This is a genomic window from Mycobacterium sp. (genome assembly GCF_049278535.1).
Taxonomy (GTDB): Bacteria; Actinomycetota; Actinomycetes; order Mycobacteriales; family Mycobacteriaceae; genus Mycobacterium.
Window position 1 is genome coordinate 1 of sequence record NZ_JBAPMI010000059.1, and the last position, 17971, is coordinate 17971.

Annotated in this window: 11 protein-coding genes; 8 read left to right on the plus strand and 3 right to left on the minus strand. The window is 64.3% G+C overall.

The window, feature by feature from the left end:
* The 8 genes from WAO18_RS03425 to WAO18_RS03460 form a co-directional block, all read left to right on the plus strand.
* The coding region (locus WAO18_RS03425; protein ID WP_422203903.1) for a vWA domain-containing protein at positions 1 to 634 on the plus strand (634 nt) is incomplete at its 5' end.
* Positions 635 to 689: 55 nt separating this feature from the next.
* On the plus strand, positions 690 to 1295 hold the full coding sequence (gene nadD, locus WAO18_RS03430) for a nicotinate-nucleotide adenylyltransferase (protein ID WP_422203932.1): 606 nt from the start codon (positions 690 to 692) through the stop codon (positions 1293 to 1295).
* A complete protein-coding gene (gene rsfS / locus WAO18_RS03435; protein WP_422203905.1) occupies positions 1292 to 1651 on the plus strand; it encodes a ribosome silencing factor in 360 nt (119 codons plus the stop codon). The genes nadD and rsfS overlap by 4 nt, the downstream gene beginning before the upstream one ends.
* On the plus strand, positions 1648 to 2331 hold the full coding sequence (gpgP, locus tag WAO18_RS03440) for a glucosyl-3-phosphoglycerate phosphatase (protein WP_422203907.1): 684 nt from the start codon (positions 1648 to 1650) through the stop codon (positions 2329 to 2331). The genes rsfS and gpgP overlap by 4 nt, the downstream gene beginning before the upstream one ends.
* Positions 2321 to 3064: a diglucosylglycerate octanoyltransferase gene (gene octT, locus WAO18_RS03445; RefSeq protein ID WP_422203909.1), complete on the plus strand. Its 744-nt coding sequence runs from the start codon at positions 2321 to 2323 to the stop codon at positions 3062 to 3064. The genes gpgP and octT overlap by 11 nt, the downstream gene beginning before the upstream one ends.
* A gap of 4 nt (positions 3065 to 3068) precedes the next feature.
* Complete coding sequence (locus tag WAO18_RS03450; protein WP_422203911.1) at positions 3069 to 3926, plus strand: DegV family protein; 858 nt, start codon at positions 3069 to 3071, stop codon at positions 3924 to 3926.
* Between the two features lie 266 nt (positions 3927 to 4192).
* Complete coding sequence (locus WAO18_RS03455) at positions 4193 to 4786, plus strand: chorismate--pyruvate lyase family protein (RefSeq protein ID WP_422203913.1); 594 nt, start codon at positions 4193 to 4195, stop codon at positions 4784 to 4786.
* A 286-nt stretch (positions 4787 to 5072) separates the two neighbouring features.
* On the plus strand, positions 5073 to 13121 hold the full coding sequence (locus tag WAO18_RS03460) for an SDR family NAD(P)-dependent oxidoreductase (protein WP_422203915.1): 8049 nt from the start codon (positions 5073 to 5075) through the stop codon (positions 13119 to 13121).
* A 47-nt stretch (positions 13122 to 13168) separates the two neighbouring features.
* Here WAO18_RS03460 and WAO18_RS03465 read toward each other — a convergent pair whose 3' ends face one another.
* The 3 genes from WAO18_RS03465 to WAO18_RS03475 all read right to left on the minus strand — a co-directional run bounded on the left by WAO18_RS03465 (position 13169) and on the right by WAO18_RS03475 (position 17763).
* Positions 13169 to 16060 carry an RND family transporter gene (locus tag WAO18_RS03465; protein ID WP_422203917.1) on the minus strand — a complete coding sequence of 964 codons (2892 nt, stop codon included), beginning with the start codon at positions 16058 to 16060 and terminating at the stop codon, positions 13169 to 13171.
* The gene (locus tag WAO18_RS03470; protein WP_422203934.1) at positions 16057 to 16476 is read right to left on the minus strand and encodes an MmpS family transport accessory protein; all 420 of its coding nucleotides are present in this window, start codon (positions 16474 to 16476) and stop codon (positions 16057 to 16059) included. Before WAO18_RS03470 ends, WAO18_RS03465 begins: the two co-directional genes overlap by 4 nt.
* Positions 16477 to 16704: 228 nt before the next feature.
* The gene (locus tag WAO18_RS03475) at positions 16705 to 17763 is read right to left on the minus strand and encodes a dihydrodipicolinate reductase (protein ID WP_422203919.1); all 1059 of its coding nucleotides are present in this window, start codon (positions 17761 to 17763) and stop codon (positions 16705 to 16707) included.
* Positions 17764 to 17971 lie beyond the last annotated feature (208 nt).

Genomic DNA, 17971 nt, shown 5'->3' on the forward strand with positions numbered 1-17971 from the left:
GCGCCGCCGCGCCCGCGCCGGTGCGATCGATCTGCGCAAGACGCTGCGCAAATCGATGTCCACCGGCGGCGTCCCGATCGATCTGGTGCTACGCAAGCCGCGCCCGGCGCGCCCTGAGCTGGTGGTGCTGTGCGACGTGTCCGGGTCGGTCGCCGGGTTCAGCCACTTCACCCTGCTGCTGGTGCACGCGCTGCGGCAGCAGTTCTCCCGGGTCCGCGTCTTCGCCTTCATCGACACCAGCGACGAGGTCACGCACATGTTCGGCCCCGATGCAGACCTGGCCGTGGCGATCCAGCGGATTACCCGGGAAGCCGGTGTGTACACCCGCGATGGTCACAGTGATTACGGCAATGCCTTCGTCTCGTTCATTCAGGCACATCCCAACGTGTTGTCGCCGCGAAGCTCGCTGCTTGTACTCGGCGACGGGCGCACCAACTACCGCGACCCGGCTACCGAGGTGTTGGCGCATATGGTCACCGCCAGCCGGCACGCGCACTGGCTCAACCCGGAGCCCAAGCATCTGTGGGGTAGCGGTGATTCGGCGGTACCGCGCTACCAGGAAGTGATCACGATGCACGAGTGCCGATCCGCCAAACAGCTGGCAGCGGTGATCGACCAGCTGTTGCCGGTTTGACCGGCGCCCCCGGCGCGACGCTCAAGTAAGCTGGCGAACCGTGCAAAAGCGGCGGCTGGGAGTCATGGGTGGGACGTTTGATCCCATCCACAATGGCCACTTGGTCGCAGCCAGCGAGGTCGCTGATCTGTTCGACCTCGACGAAGTGGTTTTCGTGCCGACCGGTCAGCCTTGGCTGAAAGGTCGGCAGGTCAGCGCCGGTGAAGACCGTTATCTGATGACCGTGGTCGCCACCGCGGCGAACCCGCGCTTTTCGGTCAGCCGCGTCGACATCGATCGCGGCGGACCCACCTACACCAAAGACACCCTGCGGGATCTGCACACGCTGAATCCTGACTCCGATCTGTACTTCATCACCGGCGCCGACGCGCTGGCGTCGATCCTGTCCTGGCAGGATCTGGACGAGCTGTTCGCGGCGGCCCGGTTCGTCGGAGCAAGCCGGCCCGGCTACGAACTCGGCAGCGAGCATCTCGCCGGCGTCCTGGACGGTTTGCCCGAGGACGCACTGTCGTTGGTCGAAATCCCTGCGCTGGCAATCTCGTCCACCGACTGCCGGCTGCGCGCCGCCGAGGGGCGTCCACTGTGGTACCTGATGCCCGACGGCGTCGTGCAGTACATCTCCAAACGCGAGCTCTACCGCAAACCGCGGGAGCAGGCGTGACGGCCGTGATCGAGGCGATCGAGATGGCTACCGTCGCCGCACGCGCCGCCGCATCGAAGCTCGCCGACGACGTCGTGGTGATCGACGTGTCCGACCAACTCGTCATCACCGATTGCTTCGTGATCGCCTCGGCGTCCAACGAGCGGCAAGTCAACGCCATCGTGGACGAGGTCGAAGACAAAATGCGTGAGGCGGGCTACAAGCCCGCCCGCCGCGAAGGCACCCGCGAAGGACGCTGGACGTTGCTCGACTACGTCGACATCGTCGTGCACATCCAGCATCAAGACGAACGCGATTTCTACGCGCTGGATCGGCTGTGGCGTGACTGTCCGCTGGTGACGGTGGATGTGACATGACGGTGCGCCGGCTGGTGATGTTGCGCCACGGTCAGACCGAGTTCAATCTCGGCAGCCGGATGCAGGGGCAGCTCGACACCGAACTGACCGAGCTGGGCCGTGCCCAGGCCATCGCGGCGGCCGAGGCCCTCGCCAAACACCAGCCGCTGCTCGTTGTGTCATCGGATCTGCGCCGCGCGTACGACACCGCCCTCGAGTTGCAGGGACGCACCGGGTTACCGGTCCGATCCGACGAACGCCTGCGGGAAACCCATCTCGGTGACTGGCAGGGCATGACCCACACCGAGATCGACACGGAAGCACCGGGAGCCCGGCTGGCGTGGCGCGAGGACGCCAGGTGGGCGCCGCACGGCGGGGAGAGCCGCGTCGACGTGGCCGCGCGCGCCCTGCCGCTGATCGCCGAGTTGGTTGCGAAAGAGCCCGACTGGGGCGCGGTCGACGAACCGGCGCGTCCGGTGGTGCTGGTCGCCCACGGCGGCCTGATCGCGGCGCTGACCGCGGCGCTGCTGCGGCTACCGGTCGACAACTGGCCGGTGTTGGGCGGCATGGGCAATGCCAGTTGGACCCAGCTGTCCGGCCACACTCCCGCCTCGGAGCACGGCGCCGACGACGTCGATGCCATCCGGTGGCGACTTGACGTGTGGAACGCATCGGCACAGGTCGCAGGCGATGTCCTCTGAGGGACCGTCGCGGCTGACGCTGCTGATCTTCGCCGACTCACTAGCCTACTACGGGCCGACCGGAGGCCTGCCTGCCGACGATCCCCGCATCTGGCCCAATATCGTTGCCGGACAACTGGGTTGGGAGCTGGAGCTGATCGGCCGCATCGGGTGGACCTGCAGGGATATCTGGTGGGCAGCCACCCAGGACCCCCGGGCGTGGGCGGCGTTGCCACGAGCCGGAGCGGTGATATTCGCGACCGGCGGCATGGACTCGCTGCCGTCGCCACTGCCGACCGCATTGCGGGAGTTGATCCGCTACGTGCGCCCGCCGTGGCTGCGCCGTTGGGCTCGCGAGGGCTACGGCTGGATCCAGCCGCGACTGTCGCCGATCGCCAGATCCGCACTGCCGCCGCACCTTTCCGCCGAATACCTCGAAGAAACTCGTGGCGCAATCGATTTCAACCGTCCGGGTATCCCGATCGTGGCTTCGCTGCCGTCGGTGCACATCGCCGAGGCGTACGGGAAGGCACACCATGGACGGGCAGGTACCGTTGCGGCGATCACCCAATGGGCCAACGAGCACGACGTTCCGCTGGTCGATTTGAAAGCCGCTGTCGCCGAACAGGTGATGAGCGGACGTGGTAATCCCGATGGGATCCACTGGAATTTCGAAGCGCACCAGGCGGTCGCGGAGTTGATGCTCAAGGCGCTGGCCGAAGCGGGCATCGAAGCCGAGAAACCGCGCGGCTGACCCGATGCCTGTTGTAGTAGTAACCGACTCATCGGCGCGCCTTCCGCAGGAGTTGCGTCAGCGGTGGGGGATACGGCAAGTCCCGCTGCACGTCCTGCTCGACGAAACCGACCTGCGCGACGGCGTCGACGACATTCCGGACAACATCCACGAGTACGGGCACGCGACGACTGCGGCCGCGACACCGACGGAGTTGTCCGATGCGTATCGGCAGGCGCTGTCCGACAGCGACGGCGCCGGTGTGCTTGCTGTGCACCTGTCCGAGGCATTGTCGGGAACACTTGGCGCCGCGGCGACCACCGCAGCCGCGATCGGCCCGCAGATCAGGGTTCTCGATTCGAAATCCGCCGGAATGAATACCGGCTTCGTTGCGCTGGCAGCGGCGCGCGCGGCGGCCGGCGACGCCGACCTGGACACCGTCGCGCAGGCCGCCACTGCCGCGGTGAGCCGCAATCACGGATTCATCGTCGTGCACCAGCTGGACAACCTGCGGCGGAGCGGGCGTATCGGCGGCGCCGGCGCATGGCTCGGTACCAAGCTGTCGCTGAAGCCGCTGCTGCGCATCGATGACGGCAAACTCGTTCTGGCACAACGGGTTCGTACGGCCAACAAGGCGGTCGCGACTATGATCGACCGGGTGTGCGAATTGGTCGGAGACGATGCGGCGGCGATCGCAGTGCACCACGTCGCCAATCCCGGGGGCGCGGCTGATCTGGTCACCGCGCTGGCCGAGCGGCTGCCGGCGTGCGAGCCGGCGATCGTGACCGACCTGGGCCCGGTGCTCGCTTTGCACGTCGGCGCCGGAGCTCTCGCGGTGTGCGTGGAAGTATCGCCTGATGCGCACCCGCCGGCACGGGCATGACGCTGATAGTCGATTCGGTTCAACGTTTAACTCAACAACGCGCTGATCCTGCGACACATCTGTAAGGTTGCTTAAACTCTGCTGAAAGTGGCATGACGGCGTACGAGGAGGTGGTAGATGGCGGTACGAACAACCCGGGGAGGCCCCCATGTTGCGGAGCCCGTTCCCGCAGCACAGGGCCCTAATCCGACTACCACCAGCAGCGTGGCCCGACGGTCAGCGGGCGTCGGGCATTGTCTGGAATTCTCACGCATGGACGTTGCGAAATGACGGCGGACATTCGCCAGGAAGATGGGCTCGGACACTGGGCTGGTCGCGATGCGACCGAAGGCTTCCTGCCTGATGAAGAAATCCAACGACTCAATCGCGACCTTCGGATACTGATAGCAAGCAACGGCACCCTCACTCGAGTTCTCGGTGTCGTGGCCAATGACGAGATCGTCGTGCAGATTGTCGATCAGCAGGTTCGGAACGTGGCCTCCACGATGCCCGATTTAGACCAATTACCGAGCGGCCGGGTTCTCCAGCGCCGGATCTTCCTCAAAGGCCGGAATTCAGGAGATCCACTTGTCGCTGCAGAGTCGCTGGTGGCTATCGACTTGTTACCTTCCGCAATCACGGCAAGCTTGATAGATACAGAGCGCCCTATCGGCGAGATCATGGCAGCTAGTTGCCTGGAAACATTTAAAGAGGCGGCTAGAGCTTGGATAGGAAAGCCGCCGGATTGGCTCACAGCTGCCGGATACCAGAGTTCAGAACCGAGAATTATCGCGCGTCGGTACCGCGTCATTCTCGGAGGGCAACCCGCAATTATCATCACAGAGTATTTTCTTCGAGAGGTATTTCAAGATACTCCGTGAGATGAACTCGGCAATTGCCAAGATTCGAACGACATCGATACAAGGAATTGGACATCGACTTGCATCTACCAAGCGGATCCCGAGAAGTCTTCAGCGCTGACAACGTCAGGTCAACGCCCTCATTCCGACGGATCGGGCCCGCTTTGCGCACGGCGCAGATGCAAACTGGGCGATTGCTTGATCGTCAAGCGTCATCGCCAATCGTTTGTCAGGTTCCACTGTCTTTTGCTATGCACGTAATTGATGGAATACGGTCACGGGGGCTGGCTGGGAAGGCGACCCCCTAATGCGGAATGCGAATCTGGCAAGGCTACTGGCCGAGCGGGCATCGGAAGCAGGATGGTACGACCAGCCCGCCTACTATGCGCCGCACGTCGTGACCCATGGCCAAATCCATGACTCCGGCGCACGTCTTGGGCAAGTCCTGAGAGACCGCGGTATCTCCAGAGGAGACCGCGTCCTGCTGTGCCTTCCGGATTCGCCGGAACTAGTGGAGCTGTTGCTGGCCTGTCTGGCTCGAGGGATCTTGGTGTTCCTTGCGAATCCGGACTTGCACCTCGACGATCATGCATTCCAGGAACGTGACACCGAGCCGGCGCTCGTCGTCACAACTGCCGCTCTCCGCGCTCGTTTTCAACAGTCGCACGTCGTGGAACCCGGAGAACTCCTGGCCGAGGCCGGCCGCGTCGAGGCCGGCGACTACGAACCGGTGAATGCCGACGCGCTTGCGTACGCTACTTACACTTCGGGCACTACTGGTCCACCGAAAGCTGCGCTGCATCGGCACGGCGATGTGTCAGCTTTTGTCGAGGCGATGTGTGGCAAAGCGTTGCGGCTCACTCCCCAAGATATCGGGCTGAGTAGTGCACGCATGTACTTCGCGTACGGTCTGGGTAATTCGGTTTGGTTTCCATTGGCCACCGGTGGTTCGTCGGTAATCAATCAATCGCCGGTTAGCCCGGATAAGGCTGCCGAGCTGAGTGCGAGATTTGAGCCGTCGGTGCTTTACGGTGTTCCAACCTTCTTCGCCAGAATTGTTGAGACATGCTCTGCGGACTCGTTTAGCTCGCTACGGTGCGTGGTTTCAGCGGGAGAGGCTCTCGGGGTAGGTCTCGCCGATCGAGTCGTAGAATTCTTCGGCGGTATTCCTGTTCTTGACGGAATTGGATCCAGCGAGGTCGGTCAAACATTCGTATCGAACAGCGTCGATGAATGGCGTCCAGGGACCATCGGAAAAGTTCTCAAACCTTATGAGATTCGAGTGGTGGCGCAGGACGGCCAGACCGCCGAACCAGGCGTCGAGGGCGACCTATGGGTCCGTGGACCGTCGATAGCAGCCGGCTACTGGAACCGGTCCGCAGATCCGTTGACGGCAGATAAGTCGACCGATCAGGATTGGCTCAATACAGGCGATCGAGTTTCAATCGACGGCGACGGATGGGTTAGTTACCGCTGCCGCGCGGACGATATCGAAATCGTCGGGGGCCTCAACGTCAACCCAGTTGAGGTCGAGCGACTCATCGTCGACCACGACAATGTGGCAGAGGCCGCGGTCGTCTCAGTAACCGAGCCCGCCGGGGCGACGGCGTTGCAGGCATTTGTGGTCCCGGCGAGCGGGAAACTCGTTGAGCAGTCGATTATCCGAGACATTCACCGCCGCTTGCTTACCCAGTTGTCGGCCTTCAAGGTGCCGCATAGGTTTGCCGTCGTCGAACGACTCCCTCGAACCTCGAACGGAAAGTTGTTGCGAGGTGCGCTTCGCGCGGAGAGTCCAACGGAGCCGATTTGGGACCTCGCGGCCATGGCACCGCAGTCGGACCCGGAGACGTTGACCGCCGGCGCGCCGGCATCGAATTTTCAGGTTCCTGAGAACCTGGGCGGCGGCACGCTGACCGAGCGGTTGGGCCTGTTGCGGGACGAACGCCACCGGCTGGTGATGGAGGCAGTCGGCACGGAGGCCGCCAAGATATTGGGCGAGCCCGATTTCCAGTCGATGAATCCGGATCTCACCTTCGCCGAGCTCGGTTTCGATTCGCAGATGACCGTCGAACTTCGTAATCGGTTGGCGGCAGTGACAGGTCTGCGCCTGCGCGACACGGTGGGATGGGACTACGGCTCGATTGCCGGACTGGCTCGGTATTTAGAGGGTGAACTCGCTGGATCGGCCATGCAGGTGCCGCTGCCTTCCCTGGTAGACCCCGAGGAGCCGGTGGTGCTGGTGGGGATGGGCTGCCGGTTCCCGGGCGGGGTGGATTCCCCGCACGCGCTGTGGGAGGTCGTGGCGGCGGGTCGTGATCTGGTGTCGGAGTTCCCGGTCGATCGGGGTTGGGACGTAGGGGAATTGTTCGACCCCGATCCAGACGCGATGGGCAAGACCTACGCGCGGCAGGGTGGGTTTGTCGCAGACGTGGCCGGATTTGATGCGGGATTTTTCGGGATCGCCTCCGGCGAGGCACTGGCGATGGATCCGGAGCAACGTTTGTTGATGGAGTGCTCCTGGGAGGCCCTGGAGCACGCCGGAATTGAACCGACATCGTTGCGGGGTTCGGCGACAGGAGTGTTCACCGGGATCTTCGGGCAAAGCTATGCCAGCGGTGCGAGCGACTTGCAGGGGTATCGGCTTACCGGTACGGCGTCGAGTGTCGCTTCGGGCCGGGTGTCGTATTTCCTGGGGCTCGAGGGTCCGGCGGTGTCGGTGGATACCGCATGTTCGTCCTCGCTGGTGGCCCTGCATTTTGCGGTGCAGTCGTTGCGGTCCGGAGAGTCCGATTTGGCGTTGGCCGGTGGAGCGACGGTGCTCTCGTCTCCGGCGGTTTTCGTGGGGTTCAGTCGGCAGCGGGGGCTGGCCGTCGATGGGCGTTGCAAGTCGTTCGCCGGCTCCGCTGATGGGACAGCATGGGGTGAGGGTGTCGGGGTCGTGGTGCTCGAGCGGTTGTCGGACGCGCGACGGCTAGGGCATTCGGTGTTGGCGGTAGTGCGCGGTAGCGCGGTCAACCAGGATGGCGCCTCCAACGGCTTGACCGCGCCCAATGGACCTTCCCAGCAGCGGGTGATTCGGGCGGCGCTCGCCAACGCGGGGTTGACCGCTGCCGATGTGGATGTGGTGGAGGCCCACGGCACGGGCACCACACTGGGTGATCCCATTGAGGCGCAGGCGCTGTTAGCCACCTACGGGCAAGACCGGCCGCCGGGGCGGCCGCTCTGGTTGGGCTCGATCAAATCGAATATGGCTCACACTCAGGCCGCGGCCGGCGTCGCCGGGGTCATCAAGATGGTGCAGGCAATGCGCTACGGCCTGATGCCGGCGACGCTGCACGTCGACGTTCCGTCCCCTTACGTGGATTGGTCGAGCGGCGAGGTGTCGGTGCTGACCGAGGCTCGCGACTGGCCGGCCGACGGGCATCCGCGCCGGGCCGGCGTTTCATCGTTTGGGATCAGCGGCACCAACGCTCATGTGATCTTGGAGCAAGCTCCGGCCGACGAAGTCGAAAGTGTCAGCGGTGCAACGGTTTCCGGTGAACCTGACCGAACAGGGTTGTCGGCGCTGCCGTGGGTGATTTCGGCTCGGTCGGCTGAGGCATTGACCGCGCAGGCGAGCCGATTGTTGGCCCACGTGGAAGCTGACGAACGGCTGAACCCGGCCGATGTGGGGTGGTCGTTGGCGCGGCGGTCGGTGTTTGAGTATCGAGCGGTGGCAGTGGGCGCTGATCGCCAGCAGTTGATCGCGGGGTTGACCGCGATCGCACGCGAAGAGCCGGGCGCGGGTGTGGTGATGGGCCGGGCGGCCTCGGTGGGCAAGACGGTGATGGTGTTCCCCGGGCAGGGTTCGCAGGCGATCGGGATGGGCCGCGACCTGTATGACCAGTTGCCGTTGTTCGCCCACGCTTTTGACGCGGTGGCCGATGAGTTGGATCAGCATCTGCGACTGCCGCTGCGCCGAGTTGTTTGGGGTGATGATCAAGGTCTGCTTGACAGCACCGAGTTCGCCCAACCGGCGTTGTTCGCGATTGAGGCCGCGCTATTCACGTTGTTGCGGAGTTGGGGTTTGGTCCCGGACTTTGTGATGGGTCATTCGGTGGGGGAGTTGTCCGCGGCTTATGTGGCCGGGGTGTTGAAGCTGACCGACGCCGCGATGTTGGTCGCGGCGCGGGGTCGGTTGATGCAGGCCTTGCCGGCGGGCGGAGCCATGGTCTCGGTGGGTGCCAGTGAACGCGAGGTGGGGCCGTTGCTGAGTGACGGAGTGGCGGTCGCGGCGATCAACGCTCCCGAATCGGTGGTGATCTCGGGCGCACAGCCCGCAGTGAGCGCGATTGCGCAGCGTTTGGCTGAGCAGGGCCGGCGGGTCCGCCCGTTGGCCGTCTCCCATGCGTTTCATTCGCCGTTGATGGAGCCGATGCTCGAGGAGTTCGCGCGGATCGCCGCCCGGGTTGAGGTGCGCAAGCCGCAGATCGGCATTGTGTCGAACGTGACCGCCGAGCTGGCCAGGTCCGGATCTGATTATGGGTCGGCGAAGTATTGGGTGGACCACATCCGTCGGCCGGTGCGGTTCGCCGACAGTGCGCGTCTTCTGCAAACCCGCGGTGCCACCCGCTTTATCGAGGTCGGTCCCGGCAGTGGTTTGACGGCCGCCATCGAACAGTCGTTGTCGCCCAATGAGATCGAGGTGGTCTCGGTGCTGGCCAAAGGCCGTCCCGAGGTGGCCTCACTGGTGACTGCGGCCAGCAAGCTGTTCGCCGGTGGGATGGGGGTCGATTGGCCGGCGGTGTTTGCCGGCTCGGGCGGACGGCGGGTGGAGTTGCCCACCTACGCGTTCCAGGCTCGTCGGTTCTGGGCGCAGGGGATTTCGGCCGGGTTTGGCGATGCGACCGCCTTGGGTGTGGAAGGCACCGGGCACCCGCTGCTGGGTGCGGTGGTGCAGCGACCCGATTCGGGTGGGCTGGTGTTGACCGGTCGGTTGTCGCTGGCGGCTCAGCCGTGGTTGGCCGATCACTCGGTGGGCGGAGTGGTGCTGTTTCCCGGGACCGGATTTGTGGAGTTGGCCATCCGCGCCGCCGATGAGGTCGGCTGCTCGATCATCGACGAGCTGGTGCTGGCCACGCCGCTGGTGGTGCAGCCGGGTGCCGGCGTGCAGGTGCAGGTGGTAGTCGGGGCCGCTGGTGAGGCCGGCGGCCGCGCGGTGTCGGTGTATTCGCGGCGTGATGAGTCTGATGCGGACTGGTTGTTGCACGCCGAGGGCACGCTCGGAATAGCCGCCGCGGAGGCCTCGGCGGATTTGTCGGAGTGGCCGCCGGCCGACGCGGAGAGCGTAGACGTTTCGGATGGCTATGCGCGGCTCGCGGCGCGTGGATACGGGTACGGCCCGGCTTTCCAAGGCCTGACGGCGATATGGCGACGCGGGCCGGAGCTCTTCGCCGAGGCCGCCATCCCAGCCGAAACCAGTGTCGACGGGATGGGAATTCATCCAGCCCTATTGGATGCGGTGTTACACACCATGGGGCTTGCCGTCGACACCACCGAAACGATGTTGCCGTTCTGTTGGCGGGGGGTGTCGCTACACACCGGCGGTGCCGGCCGGGTGCGGGCCCGTTTCACCGCGGTGGGTGCGGATGAGATGTCGATTGAGATAGCTGATGCTGCCGGGTCGCCCGTCTTGACGGTCGCCTCGCTGATGATCCGCCCGATGACGGCCGAGCAGTTGAACGCCGCCGTGACGTCGGCTGCCGCCCGTCGCGACTGCGACCCTCTGGAAGTGGTGTGGTCGCCAATACCGCCGAAGACCAACAGCATTGACGGGCCAGAGACGCTCCCGGTGGCGTCTTGGGAGGACTTCTGCGCCACCGACGGTGATGAGAGCGCTGATGCCGGGCGGGTGGTGGTGTGGCAGTGCGGATCTTTCGGCGACGACGTGGTGGGTTCGGTGTATGCGGCCACCCACGCGGCCCTGCACGTGCTGCAGCGCTGGCTGGCCGGCAGTCAGATAGGCACCCTGGTGGTGCTGACCCACGGCGCGGTGGGATTGCCCGGGGAGGGTGTCGGCGATCTGGCCGCGTCGGCGGTATGGGGTTTGGTGCGCTCAGCTCAGGCCGAACACCCGGGTCGCGTCGTGCTGGTCGACACTGACGCCGAGGTCGACGCGGCGGTGCTCGCCGCTGCCGGGGAACCTCAACTCTTGGTCCGCGCCGGTGCCGTGCACGTCGCCCGGCTGGTCCTGGCTCCGCGACTGCTGGCGCTACCGCCGCAGGAGCCGGCCTGGCGGTTGTCGACCAGCGGTGGGACGTTCGAGGACCTTGCCATCCAGCCCTGCCCCGAGGCGCGAGCACCCCTGCAGGCAGGGCAGGTTCGGGTGGCGGTGGCTTCGTCCGGGGTCAATTTCCGGGATGTGTTGGCGGCGTTGGGAATGTATCCGGGCAAGGCCCCGGTGCTGGGTGCAGAAGGCGCCGGCACAATCGTCGAGACTGGTCCCGAGGTCGATGGCCTCGCCGTTGGCGACGCGGTAATGGGCTTGATCGACGGGACGGGTCCGTTGGCGGTGGTGGATCAGCAGCGGCTTGCCAAGCCACCGCGGGGGTGGTCGTCCGCCCAGGCCGCGGGCGTACCGGTGGCGTTTATGACGGCCCTGTATGGCTTGGTGGATTTGGCGGCGATCCGTCCAGGGGATTTGGTGCTGGTGCACGCGGCTACCGGTGGAGTAGGTATGGCCGCGGTGCAGCTGGCCAGGCACCGCGGCGCGGAAGTGTTCGCCACCGCCAGCGCTGGCAAGTGGGACACGCTGCGCGCCATGGGTTTTGATGAGGACCACATCGGTGACTCCCGGGCACTCACTTTTGAAGAGAAGTTCCTATCCGTCACCGGCGGCCGCGGGGTTGATGTCGTGCTCAACTCGCTCGCCGGTGAGTTCGTGGATGCCTCACTACGGTTACTCGTCCGCGGCGGACGTTTTCTCGAAATGGGCAAGACCGATATCCGAGACGCCCAGGCGGTTGCCACCCAATGTCCCAACGTGCGCTATCAGGCGTTCGACTTGATCGAGGCCGGCCCGGATCGTATCCAGGAGATGCTGAAGGAGCTGACGGAGCTGTTCGAAACCGGCGCGCTGCAGCAGCCGCCGGTTCGTACCTGGGATGTGCGCTCCGCTCCGGAGGCGTACCGGTTCATCAGCCAGGCCCGCCACATCGGCAAAGTGGTTTTGAACATGCCCTCGACGCTGAGTGCTGACCTCGCCGAGGGCACGGTGCTGATCACCGGTGGCACCGGGATGGCCGGTGCTGAGCTGGCCCGTCACGTGGTGAACGCCTACGGAGCGCGTCATGTCGTTTTGGTCAGTCGGCGTGGGGGTCGCGCTGAGTCGACCGCCGAGCTGACCCTCGACTTGGCGCGGGCCGGCGCACAGGTGCAGGTGCTGGCCTGCGATGTGGCCGATCGAAGCGCGGTGGCGGAATTGCTGGCCCAGCTGGCTCGGCGGTTCCCGCCGTTGCGTGGGGTGATTCATGCTGCCGGGGTGCTGGATGATGCGGTGATCACCTCCCTGACACCGGACCGGGTGGATACGGTCTTGCGCGCCAAGGTCGACGCGGCGTGGAACCTGCACGAGTTGACCCGTGACCTGGGGTTGTCGATGTTCGTGCTGTGTTCGTCGATTGCCGGCACGGTGGGTGGCCCGGGGCAGGGCAATTACGCTGCGGCCAACGCCTTTCTGGACGGATTGGCCGCTCGCCGGCAGGCCGCGGGCTTACCGGCCGTGTCGCTGGCGTGGGGATTGTGGGAGCGTTCCAGCGGTATGACCGCTCATTTGAGCGAGCGCGATCTGGCCCGGCTCAACAGGGACGGGCTGGGGGCGATGGATGCCGCGCAGGCGCTGGAGTTGTTCGACGCGGCACTGGCTGTAGACCACCCCGCTGTCGTCGTCACCCGTCTGGACCGCTCGGCGCTGGACGCCCGGGCACTCGACGGCGAGTTGCCGTCGCTGTTCAGCGGTTTGGCGCGCCGCACACGCCGGCGTACGGCAGACGACATCGTTGACGCAACCGCGTCAAGGTCGGCATTGACTCAACGCCTGCACTCGCTGGACCCCGACGATCGACACAGTCTGCTGGTGGAGACGGTGTGCTCGCATGCGGCGGCAGTGATGGGTCACCCGGCACCCGAGGAAATCGACCCTGACACCCCGTTCCGTGATCTGGGGTTTGACTCGCTGACCGCTGTCGAGTTGCGCAACCACGTCAAGACCGCAACGGGGCTGACGTTGTCACCGACCCTGATTTTCGACCACCCGACCCCGGCCGCAGTCGCCGCGCATATCGGCCAGCAACTCGCGGAAAGCAGCGACGTCGCCTGAGCGGTCGTCGAGCCGACCGCCCGTCGAATGGCGAAGCGGCTCAGGGTCTATCGCACGGCCACCGGCAGCGGGGCGGTGGCGTCGTCCGGAGCGGCGGCCTTTCGGTTGGCATGGTCGCCGCGGGGATGGACTACCAAGGGCCACCAGAACCAGCGGCCCAGCATGGTGGCCAGCGACGGCATGAACAGTGTCCGCACCACCAGGGTGTCGAGTAGCAGGCCGATACAGACCGTCGAGCCGAACTGGCCCAACACGGTCAGGTCGCTGCCCAGCATCGCCGCCATCGTGAACGCGAACACCAGGCCCGCCGATGTCACCACCGCACCCGTGCCGGCCATCGACCGTATGTATCCGGTCTTGAGCCCTGCGTGTATCTCTTCTTTGAACCTCGAGACCAGCAGCAGGTTGTAGTCAGAGCCAACCGCCAACAGGATGATCACCGACAGTGCCACGACGATCCAGTGCAGGTGCATGCCAAACAGGTCCTGCCAGATCAGCACCGACAGTCCGACGGATGCGGCGATCGAACTGCTCGCGGTTCCGACGATGACCATGGATGCCACCACGCTGCGGGTCAGCAGCAGCATGATCATGAAGATCAGCGTCAAGGCCGACACCACCGCAATCATCAAGTCGTACTTCTCGCCGTCGGCCATGTCCCGGAAAGTCGCAGCGGTGCCGCCGAGATACACCTTGGCGTCCGACAGCGAGGACTGCTTGAGCGCTTCTTGGGCCGCGGTGCGCTCAGCGGACACGCGGTCGATTCCTTCGGGTGACATCGGATCACCCTGGTGAGTGATGAAGAACCGCACCGACTTTCCGTCGGGGGAGAAGAACAACTTCACGCCGCGAATGAATTCCGGGTTGGTAAACGCCTCGGGCGGCAGGTAAAAGAAGTCGTCGTTCTGCGACTTGTCGAAGCTCTGTCCCATCACGATGGAGGTGTCGCTCATCGCCTCCATCTGGTTGATCATCGCCTGAAACGTCTGATACATGGTCAACGTCAGACCGTGCGTTGTTTTCAACGTTTCGAGCATGATCGGGATCAGCAGTTCCAACTCGTGCGAGGCCTGCGCGGTGCGGGTGATGTCGCCGGAAAGATCGTGGAACTTCTCGGCGAGTTGGTCGAAACCGTCGACCGAGTCGAACAAAGACCGGAACGAGAAACAGACGGGGATGTCGTAGCAGTGCTTCTCCCAATAGAAGTAGCTGCGGATCGGTCGGTAGAAGTCCTCGAAGTCCGCGATGTGGTCTCGAAGGGTGTCGGTGATCTCCGACGTCTCCTGGGTGGTTTTCGCGCTGTCGAGGGCGGCGCTGGCCAGATCGTGGGTGACCTTTGCCTGGCGTTCCGTCACGTTGATCATTATCTGCATCTCGTCGGCCATTTTCAGAAGGTCTTTCATTCTGTCTTTGAGAAAGTCCATGTTCTGCATGGTCGTCTGGCTCTGGATGCTGTTCTGGAACGGAATTGAGCTGTGCTGGATGGGAATTCCCAACGGACGGGTGATGTCCTGGATCATCGCAATGCCGACCGTCCGGATCTCATTCTTGGCGACCTTGTCCAACACCAGCATGTCGGCCGGATTGCGCATATCGTGGTCGGCCTCGATCATCAGCAGGTCCGGGTTCATCCGGGCTTCGGAGAAGTGCCTGTCGGCCGCGGCATAGCCGACGTTGGACCGCGCCGCCTCGGGTAGGTAATGACGGTCGTTGTAACTTGGCTTGTACCCGGGTAACGCGACCATGCCGACCAGGACGACGGCTGCGCTCACCGCGAAAACCGGTGCGGGCCAACGTACGACGGCGGTGCCGACTCGACGCCACAACCTGCCGCGGGCCTGTCCCTTCTTTTCGAAGAGACCGAAGCGACTACCGATGAACACCACCGCGGGCCCGAGCGTCAGCCCGGCCAAGACAACGACCAGCATGCCGATGGCCACCGGGTCGCCCATGGTGTGGAACCAGGGCAACCGGCAGAAGCTGAGGCAGTACGTCGCTCCGGCAATGGTCAGCCCGGACCCCAGTACGACCGGGGCTACTCCCTTAAAGGTTGTGTAGTAAGCGGTTTCGCGGTCTTCGCCGGCGCGACGCGCCTCCTGATAGCGGCCGACGAGGAAGATGCCGTAGTCGGTGCCGGCCGCGATCGCCAGCATCGTCAGGATGTTCGCGGCGAACGTGGTGAGCCCAAAGGCGTTGTTGTAACCGAGAACCGCGACGATTCCGCGCGCACACGCCAGCGCGACGAAGGTCATGAACAGCTGGATCAGCGTGGTGACGATCGAGCGGTAGACCAGCAACAACATGATCGCGATCGCGCCGAGGGTGAACAGCGTGATTTTCGCCAAGCTGTCATTGCCGATGACGTGCATGTCGTCCGACAGCGCCGCCGAGCCGGTGACGTGAGCCTTGACCCCGGGCGGTGCGGGCTCGTCATCGACGACCTTGCGGACGGCCTCGACAGAGTTGTTGGCCTGCGTGGTGCCCTGGTTACCGGCGATATTGACTTGGACATAGGAAGCCTTGGCATCGGCGCTCTGAGCGCCCGCCGCGGTGAACCGGTCGCCCCAGAAGTCCTGGATGTGCTGCACGTGCTTGGTGTCTTTGCGCAGTTTGCGGACGATGTCGTCGTAGTAGCGGTGCGCTGCGTCGCCGAGTGGCTGCTGACTTTCCACCACCACCATGACGGTGCTGTTGGAACTGAACTCATGGAAGTTGTGCCCCATCCGCATCATCGCCTGATTCGACGGCGCTTCCAGGGGCGCCATCGGCGCGGAATGGTTTTCGCCGACGATTTCCAGGCTGGGAACGGCGACATTAACCAGCACAGTCAGCGCGACCCAGCCCAGAATGATCGGAATCGCGAAGATACGAATGAAATGCGGGATAAAGGGGCGGTGCGGCTTGGCTTCTGTCGTCTGAGTGTCGGCTGTGTCGGTCATGCGGACTTCACCAGGCAGAACGTCTGGGCGTTGTGGCCGTCCGAGCTTCGGTGCTCGCGCAGCTCTCCGTCAACGGTGATACGGCAGCCGATGTAGCCGGCGTCGGTCTGCGCCATGATGTTGGCGCTCACGGCGGGCAGTGTGGTGGAAATGGTGTACGACCATGGCAGCGGCGCGTTGTTGATCTGGTGGGTGTTCGCGTCGGCGTCCCAGTAGTTGATGTTCGCTACGCTGCCGGGCGGCCCGTCGATCTCGTACTTCACGACTTTCGGGTTGAACTGCACGATCTTGATTCCGGCTCCTGAATTCGCGTTGAGGTCCTGCGAGGCGAACACTTTGTGCAGTCGCGTCACGGCCAGCGCGGAAACCGACAGCACGACCACCAGCAGCAGAGGTATCCAGGCGCGTTTGAGCAAACCGTTGATCGACACTGCCCTCACTCGCTCTCCTCCCGCTGCGCCGTGAGCGATGTTGTCCGCGAACGCATCAAGCTACGGATCCTGTCCGCGGTAGAACGACGCGTCCGGGCAGCCTTGCCGAAAGAGCTGGCTTCAGCCGTCGTGGTTGTCGACTCCTGACAGAACTTCGCTCGGCTAACGATGCTAAACGATAGGGCACGCCCGCGTTCTGTTAGGTCGCAAACGTCACTTCCCGGCGCGACCGGTGACGGGTGGAAGGTCGGCGAGTGTGACGATGCCCGGCTTGGCCGCCACAACTGCAGGTACCGCATTGGTCACCGGCATCGCGGTATAGATCATGCCCAACCCCATGAAGCCCGGCTCGGTCCAATCCTTTGGCGGCAGGCAGTGCACGACCGTGCGCATATTCGGAACGCCGAATACCTGGATGACGTGGCCGTGCTCGAGTGGCTTGGGCGGCACCACGTGCTCGCCCATCGTCCAGTTGAAGCCGACGCTGACGACGTTGCGATCCCCGACCCAGCCACGGTGATAGCCGAACACGCTGCCGATCGTGCCGGCCGGGATCTTCATGAAGCCCAAGTCGGAATCGCCGGTCGCCGCGGTGAAGGTGACGTCGAAGGTCATCTTGTCCAGCTTCGCCCCCATCGCCTCGGCCATCATCGCGGCCGACTCGGCGAAGACTTCACTTTCGCGCCGAACATTCTCATCCAGCCCCGGAGTGTCGGGATCTTGCGAGAAGCCCATCGCCGTCTGGGTTTCCGCCGATTCGTAGGTGGAGCAGTCCACCGATTCGGTGATGCGGATCTCGTCGACGCGCTCGCACGACCCGCTGAGCGCCATGCCGACCAGGTTCGTCATTCCGGGGTGCGCGCCGCTGCCGAAGATCGTCGACTTGCCCTGCTCGCACGCGTCAAGGATTCGTTGCCGGTCCTGCGGTGTCTGCTTGCCGCCGGTGATCCAGGCCGCGCTGGTGCACACGTTGACGCCTGATTTCAGCAGCCGAACCAATTCGTCGACGCTCGGCCACAGCGGGTTGTAGCAGCACGCATCGGGCCGAAGTGCCAACAGCGCATCGACGTCGTTGGTGGCTTTAACCCCCGTCGGCTCCGGCCATCCGGACAGCTCGGCGGCGTCCACCCCGACCTTGTCCTGACCGTGCGCGTACACACCGACCAGTTCCATGTCCGGTCTGCCGATGATGGCGTGCAGCGATCGCCGCCCAATATTGCCGGTGGTCCACTGGATCACCCGAAGCGGATGGTCTGCTTTGGTCACGCTCATCTTGGGCTCCTTTGCCGGTGCGATTCGTCTCATTATCTTCAACCGGCTGATGGCCGCCCATTCCGGGCATCTCTTACACAGAGTTAATTTTGGCGTGGCCGATAATTTTTCGAGACGTCCCCGCAGCCGTGCGGCGAGGGTGGTCCCTGCGCGTACCAGTCGGGCGTCGATGGACCGATGCGAGCAACCAGTTATCGAAACATGCCAG